At 72.4% G+C, this 7,190-nt stretch carries 5 protein-coding genes; 2 read left to right on the top strand and 3 right to left on the bottom strand.

Annotation, left to right across the window (positions count from 1 at the left end; translation table 11 throughout):
- From FXF52_RS31785 to FXF52_RS42020, 3 genes are all read right to left on the bottom strand, one after another.
- A partial coding sequence (locus FXF52_RS31785) for a hydantoinase/oxoprolinase family protein (RefSeq protein WP_148802426.1) occupies nucleotides 1-2,050 on the bottom strand: 2,050 nt, incomplete at its 3' end.
- Entirely contained in the window at nucleotides 2,050-2,886 is an 837-nt protein-coding gene (locus tag FXF52_RS31780; protein ID WP_148802424.1) for an SDR family NAD(P)-dependent oxidoreductase, read from the bottom strand. The genes FXF52_RS31780 and FXF52_RS31785, both read right to left, overlap by 1 nt.
- 156 nt (nucleotides 2,887-3,042) lie before the next feature.
- Nucleotides 3,043-3,687, bottom strand: a complete 645-nt coding sequence (locus FXF52_RS42020; RefSeq protein WP_187413840.1) for a TetR/AcrR family transcriptional regulator — start codon at nucleotides 3,685-3,687, stop codon at nucleotides 3,043-3,045.
- 93 nt (nucleotides 3,688-3,780) lie between these two features.
- On the opposite strand from FXF52_RS42020, the gene FXF52_RS31770 reads away from it, so the two are divergent.
- Nucleotides 3,781-5,898 (top strand): acetate--CoA ligase family protein, encoded by a 2,118-nt coding sequence (locus FXF52_RS31770; RefSeq protein ID WP_148802422.1) that lies wholly within the window; start codon nucleotides 3,781-3,783, stop codon nucleotides 5,896-5,898.
- A complete protein-coding gene (locus FXF52_RS31765) occupies nucleotides 5,891-7,156 on the top strand; it encodes a CaiB/BaiF CoA-transferase family protein (RefSeq protein ID WP_222870779.1) in 1,266 nt (421 codons plus the stop codon). The genes FXF52_RS31770 and FXF52_RS31765 overlap by 8 nt, the downstream gene beginning before the upstream one ends.
- Nucleotides 7,157-7,190: the final 34 nt, after the last annotated feature.

Below are 7,190 nucleotides of genomic sequence, written 5' to 3'. Positions count from 1 at the left end.
TCTCCTGAAGGATGGGGCGGAGGTCTCCACCGGGGAGTGCCTGCAGGGCCTGGCCCGGATAGACCACGACGGTCGTCTGGTCCGACTCGACCAGGCACGGGCCGGTGATGCGCTGACCGCCGCCGAGGGCTTCCCACCGGTACACCGGCCAGTCGTCTGCCTGGCCGGAGAACCAGGTGGGGGTGGTCCGCACCGGTTGCGCCCCCCGGCGCGGGCGCGGCGAGGGTTCGGGTACGACGATCGGGCGTACCGCCGCCACCCCGACGGCCACCACCTCGACCGGCGTGTCCGGAGGCGCGCTTCCTGGCCCGACGACCAGCTCGTAGGCCTTGTGGAACCGTGCCAGCAAGTCCTCGATCACGTCCGCGTCCACCGGGCCGGCCGGGACCGGCAGGTCGATGCGCTGCAGCTGCCGGTAGAACCGCAGCCCGACACTGCGACGGACGGTCAGGTGGCCGCCCCCGAGTTGCGCCACCACCTCGGGCTCGAGTTCGGCCAGCGCCGCACCGACCGGTGGGCCCGCCTCGACGAGCGGGACCGGCCGCAGGTCGCGCTCCTCGGCGACGCGCAGGTCGGCCGAGATCGCGCCGTAGGCGGAGAACTCGGGGGCGAGGGCGGGAATGATCACCTCGGACACGCCGAGATCCTCTGCGTACCGGCCGACGTACTGCGGACCGGCGCCGCCGTACGCGACGAGGACGAAGTCGGACGGATCGTGTCCGCGTTGGATGGTGGTACGGCGGACCAGGTCGCGCATCTGCGCGCACGCCACCTGGACGATGCCCTCGGCCGCCTCGATGACCCCGACACCCAGCGGGCGTGCCACGTGCTCGTCGATCGCCCGGCTCGCCGCGTCCCGGTCCAGGGTCAGTGTTGCGCCAAGTCGGGTCACGTACCCGAGGACGACGACGGCGTCGGTCAGCGTCGGTCGGGTGCCACCCAGCCCGTAGCAGGCCGGCCCGGGCCGGGCGGCCGCGCTTTGCGGCCCGACGCGCAGGGTGCCGAGCGCCGGGTCGTACCAGGCGATGCTGCCTCCGCCGGTGCCGATCGACGGGATGTCCACCGCGGGCACCGCCAGCGGTATCCGGTCGATCGTGGGCAGCCGGGCCGAATAGGGCTCACCGTCGATCACCAGGCCGACGTCGAAGCTGGTGCCACCGACGTCCGTGGCGATCAGGTTGGCGTGACCCAGCCGGGCGCCCAGCGCCCGGGTGGCGGACACCCCGCCGGCCGGCCCGGAGCGCAGGGTCTGCACCGCCTGTCGACGCGCCACCGGGGCCGGCTGCACGCCGCCGCCCATCCGCATGACCACGAAGTCCCCGACGAAGCCGTGGTCGCGCAGTCGGGTTTCGAGCCGGCGCAGGTACGAGGCGACCAGCGGCGCGGTGTACGCGTCGACGACCGTCGTGCAGGTGCGCTCGTACTCGCCGATCCGGGCGGCCACGTCGCTGGAGAGCGTCACGTGCAGGTCCGGCGCGATCTCGTGAACCAACTCGCGGATGCGGTGCTCGTGGCGGGGGTTCACCGGCGCCCACAGCAGGCAGACGGCGATCGATTCCACGCCGGCGGCGACCAGCCGCGCGATGGCGGCTCGGGCGGCCTCCTCGTCGAGCGGGATGATGATCTCTCCGGTCAGGTCGACCCGCTCTGGCACTCCGGCGACGTCGCCGCGGCGTAGCGGCAGGTCCGGCTTGCGCCACCGGCTCGGCGCGCGGAGGTCCTCCTCGGGCAGGTGATGCAGTTTCGTCGCCTTGGCGATGGCCGGTGTCGACTCGAATCCGGCGGTGGTCAGCAGGCCGACCCGGGCGCCGGAGCGGGTCAGCAGCGCGTTGAGGCCGACGGTGGTGCCGTGGGCCAGTACGTCCGTGGCGGACAGCAGGTCGCGGAGGGTGAGTCCGAGACTGTCCGCGACCGTGCCGACGGCGGCGAGGACGCCGTCGTCGACCCGTCCCGGGGTCGACAGGGCCTTGCCCACCGTTGTCCGGCCGCCGTGGTCGAGCACGACGGCGTCGGTGAAGGTTCCCCCGGTGTCGATGCCGATCAACTGCATCAGCTCGCTCCTCCGTGCACGGGAATGGTCACTCCGGTGAGGTAGGACGCCTGGTCCGAGCAGAGGAACTCGATCACGGCGGCGGTTTCGTCGGCTGCCTGGGAGCGTCCGAGCGGGACGTCACGGCTGAGCCACCGGTCGAGTGAGCCGGCTTCCCGTTCCGCCAGCGCGACCAGGCCGGGGTTGGGGTGGAGGCGGCTTGGGCCGACGGCCAGTGGGCTCACCGCGTTGCACCGGATGCCGTACGGCGCGACCTCCTGGGCCAGGACCGCCACCAGGTGTTCGACGGCGGCCCGGGCGGCGCCCAGCGCCCCGATGTTCGGGGTGGGGCGACGCGCCGCGTGCGACGACAGGGCCACGAGCGCGCCGGGCCGGCCGAGCTGGATCATTGCTCGCGCGGCGGCGCTGAGCAGCCGTAGGCTCCACGTCACGTTGACGTCGAAGCATCGTTCGAAGGACTCGGGCGCGAGGTCGAGCAACGGTCCGTCCCCGGCCTGGGCCCCGGTGGCGCCGTTGAGCGCGCAGCAGATGTCGAGGTGCCCGAACTCGGTCACCACCTCGTGGACCAGGTCCGGCCAGTCCCTTCGGTGCGGGTACGCCACACCGAGCGTGCGGCCGGGGCCGGCCGCGTCGACTTCCGCGACGATCTCCTCGAACAGCGCCGGTGGTACCTGCGCGGTGTCTCGCGGCCCCTGCTCGTCGGCGAGATCGTCGACGCAGATCACGTGCGCGCCGCCGGCGGCCAGTCGCAGCGCGGTGGCCCGGCCGATTCCCGGGGGCCTGCCCACGCCGAGAATGAGCGCCACCCGGTCCTGAAAGCTCCCCGCCTCGCTCATGCCGCCACCTCGCTTCGCTCGGCGTCGGCATGAGGCACCACGACGCTGCACCGATGATTCGCTCGCTGACGCTCGCTCATGCCGCCACCTCGCTTCGCTTGTTGTCGACAGGAGGCACCACGGCGCTGCACTGACGATTCGCTCGCTGACGCTCGCTCATGCGCCGACCAGCGGCGGGTGCTGCCAGGGCGTGCCGGTGCGGGTGTTCGGGTGGCGCAGCCCGTCGACGAGGACGGCGCAGAGCGCGGAGACCGTGCGTACCGCGGGGTCACCGAGGACGTCCGACCGGTAGCCCTGGTCGACCAGGCCGGTGATCGCGGTGAAGATGAGCCAGGTCGCCGCGGCGGGGACCACGTCGTCGCGTACCACCCCGTCGCGCTGCCCGGCGGCAAGGACCCGGTGCCAGAGCGCGATGCAGGCGAGCCCCGACTCGACCAGTGGGGCGAGGGCGGGGGTCCGCCGGATCAGCCGCATCTCGCCGACCAGGGCCTGGTGTTCGTACCGGTGGGTCTGCCCGACCTCGGTGGCGGCGGTGATCAGGGCGAGCAGCCGGTCGAGTGGGCCACCGGGATGGTCGCTGGCGGCCCGTAGCGCCGGCCACATGGCGGCGAAGTAGCGGTGCCCCACCGCCAGCAGGATGTCCTCCTTGCCGGGGAAGTGGTTGTAGAGCGAGGCCGGCCGGATGCCGGCTGCCGCGGCGATGTCGCGCATCGACGTGCCGTGGTAGCCGTGCTCGGCGAAGAGTTGCGACGCGGCCAGCACGATCCGGTCACGCGTCGGTTCCGTCTGCGGGTGATCCATCCACGCACCCCTGATCACGGTGTTGACACAAACGAACGTTTGTTAGTAGAGCTATACCTACCAAACGCTTGCTTCATTTGGAAGGGGTGACGGATGAAACCAGCCTCACCGCCGGTGCCGGTCCGGGACGCGGCGGAAGCGGGCGTCCCGCCCGATCCGGAGCTCGACCTGCTGTTCCATCCCCGTACCGTCGCCGTCATCGGCGCCTCCGACACCCCGGGCCGGCCGACCACCCTCAACTGGCGCCGGGTTCGGGACTGGGCCGCCCGGACCGGTGCCACGGCGGTGCCGGTCAATCCCCGGCGGGCGGAGGTCGACGGGACACCCACCTACCCGTCGGTCAAAGAGGTTCCCGGGGACGTGGATGTCGCCGTGGTCCTCGTCAGCGACGTGGACCGGGTGGTGCAGGACGCCGTCGACAAGGGCGTCCGATTTCTCGTGGTCTTCGCCGCCGGATTCGCCGAGACCGGGGCGGACGGGGCCCGACGGCAGGCCGACCTGGTCCGTCGCCTCGCCGCCGGCGGTGTCCGGATGCTCGGGCCGAACACGAACATGAATCTCTTCGAAGCCTTTCGCGACGACCTGCCCGGCCGGGCGATCGCGCTGATCACCCAGAGCGGGCATCAGGGCCGACCCGTCTTCCAGGGGCAGGAGCTCGGCATCCGCTTCAGCCACTGGGCACCGACCGGCAACGAGGGGGATCTGGACGCGGCCGACTTCATCGACTACTTCGCCCGGTTACCGGAGACCGGCGCGATCGCCGCATACCTCGAGGGCTTCCACGACGGGCCGGCGTTCCAGCGCGCGGCGGCTCGGGCCGCTCAGCTCGGCGTGCCGATCGTCGTGGTGAAGGTGGGCCGCACGGCGGTCGGACGGTCCTGGGCACAGTCACACACCGGACACCTAGCCGGCGCTGACCACGTTGTCTCGGCGCTGCTGCGCCAGTACGGGATAGCCCGGGTCGACGGGCTGGACGAGCTGCTCGACACGGCCGCCCTGTTCGCCCGGGCCAAGCGCCCGCCGGCCCCGGGCGTCTGCGTGTACTCGATTTCCGGCGGGACCAGCGCGCACATGGCCGACCTGCTCACCGCCGCCGGCATCGATCTGCCCGAACTCACCCCGCAGACGCGCGAGCGGTTACGCGAGTGGATTCCGGACTACCTGCGGATCGACAACCCGGTGGACAACGGCGGACACCCGGTGGGCGACTGGCGGGGACGGAAGATTCTCGACACCATCCTCGCCGACCCCGGCGTGGGCATCCTCGTCGTACCGATCACCGGGGCCTTCCCGCCGATGAGCGACGCCTTCGTGGCCGACCTGGTCGCGGTGTCGGCCACCACCGACAAGCCGGTGTGTGTGGTGTGGGGCTCGCCGTCGGGCACCGAGGACGCCTACCGGGTCGGGCTGCTGGGATCGCAGCTGCCCGTGTTCCGTACCTTCGGCAACTGCGTCACCGCCATCCGGGCCTTCCTCGATTTCCACGCGTTCCAGGACGACCTGTCCGAGCTGGTGCCGCCCGAACCACGCGCGAACCCCGCGCCTACCGCCACCCCCGGGCGGACCTGGACCGAGTTGGAGTCCAAGGAACTGCTCACCCGGTACGGGATCGCGGTGACGCGGGACGTGCTCTGCCCGGACGCGACAGCGGCCGCCGTCGCGGCGGCGTCGTTCGACGGACCGGTGGTGCTCAAGGCGGTCGCGGCGGGCATCGCGCACAAGTCCGACCTGGGCCTGGTCCGCCTCGGCGTACGCGGTCCGGACGAGGTGGCGTCCGTGGTGGCCGAGTTCGAGCGGGTGGTCGCGGCGCAGGCGGGCGCGAGCTGGCAGGGCGTCCTGGTCAGCGAGCAGCTCGGTGGCGGGGTGGAGATGGTGGTCGGCATCGCCCCTGACCCGGTGTTCGGGCCGGTCGTCATGGCCGGCATCGGCGGCGTAGCCGTGGAGGTGTACCGGGACGTGGCGTTCCGGATCCCACCGTTCGGCCGGCGCGAGGCGCATCGGATGCTCCGCGAGCTGCGTGGCTTCCCGCTGCTGGCCGGGCACCGGGGCGCGCCGCCGGCGGACCTGGCGGCGCTGGTCGATGTGATCATGGCGGTCCAGGACATCGCCCTCGACGGAGTGGTGACCGAGCTCGATGTCAACCCGCTGCTCGCCCTGCCGGACCGGGCGGTGGCGCTCGACGCCCTGGCGACGGGGGCGGATCGTGGCTGAGCGCGGACTGCTGGCCGGCGTACGAGTGCTGGAGAGCTCGCTGCTGGAGCCGGGCGCCCTCGGCATGACCCTGGCCGAGCTGGGTGCCGATGTGATCAAGGTCGAGCCCCCCGGCGGCGACTACGTCCGTACCATGGCCTGGCCGATCATCGAGGGCGTGTCGTTGCTGCACTGGCATGTCAACCGGGGCAAGCGCAGCGTCGGCATCGACCTGCGGACCTCGGCCGGCGTGGACCTCTACCTGGACCTGGCCGAGCGGTCCGAGGTGGTCATCGAGGCGATGCGTCCCGGTGCCCTCGCGCGCCGGGGCATCACCGTGGAGCGGCTGCGGGAACGCAACCCGGCGCTGGTGGTGTGCAGCGTGTCGGGCTGGGGGATGACCGGCCCCTACCGGGACATCCCCGCGCACGGCATCGGTTTCGACGCATGGGCCGGCCTCGCCGTGCCGGCCGTGGACGACGAGGGCTTCGTCAACCTGCCGCCGCACACCACGGTCGGGGTGCGGGTCGCGCCGGTCTGGGGCGCGTTGGCGGTGTGCGCCGCGCTGCTGCGGGCCCGGGCGACCGGGGTCGGGGCCCACATCGACCTCGCCCAGAGTGATGTCGCCGCGGCCACCAACTGGTATGCCATCGAGGGCACCCGGGCCTACGAGCGGCCGGCGACGGAGGTGACCGGGAACCCGTCGGACGGCGGCGCCCGGCGGGCGCCGGGGGTGGCCGGGATGGCGGGATCCGTCCGCTACCAGTACTACCGGTCGCTGGATGGTCATGTCCTGCTGATGGCCTCCGAGCGGGAGTTTTGGCGGAACTTCTGCCTCGCGGTCGGCCGGTCCGACCTGTTCGAGGCGAACCCGGGCGAGCGGTACGCCGATCACGCTCGCGGCAATCAGGCGCTGCGGCGGGAGCTGCAGGCGATCTTCGAGACGCGTACCACGGCGGCGTGGGTACGTCTCGGCGCCGAGGCGAACTGTCCTATCGCGGCGGTCAACGACGCCGCCTCGATCGCCACCGATCCGCAGTTCCGTGCGCGGTTGCCGTGGTCGCCGGCGGAGGAGAGCGGCGCCGAGCTGATGCCCGGCCCGATCCGCCTGGTGGACGAGGAGCGGGTTCGGCTGTGCGCGGCGCCGGGCGCGGGGGAGCACACCGACGAGGTGCTCCGGTCGGTGCTGGGCATGACCGGCGCGCAGATCGCCGACCTGCGAGCGGCCGGGATCGTCGATGGTCCCGTACCTCGCGAGGAGCCCGGGTCAGGGGCTTGACGCAGATCACACCCGAACCTACAGTGCCAACCAA

This window comes from Micromonospora sp. MP36 (genome assembly GCF_008119785.1).
In the GTDB taxonomy this organism is placed as follows: domain Bacteria; phylum Actinomycetota; class Actinomycetes; order Mycobacteriales; family Micromonosporaceae; genus Micromonospora.
This window is presented reverse-complemented; position numbering and strand designations above follow the sequence as displayed.

Excerpts from the sequence above, each read along its gene's own strand:
- FXF52_RS31780 (WP_148802424.1), bottom strand. The coding sequence starts at position 2,886 with ATGAGCGAGGCGGGGAGCTTTCAGGACCGGGTGGCGCTCATTCTCGGC.
- FXF52_RS42020 (WP_187413840.1), bottom strand. The coding sequence starts at position 3,687 with ATGGATCACCCGCAGACGGAACCGACGCGTGACCGGATCGTGCTGGCC.
- FXF52_RS31770 (WP_148802422.1), top strand. The coding sequence starts at position 3,781 with ATGAAACCAGCCTCACCGCCGGTGCCGGTCCGGGACGCGGCGGAAGCG.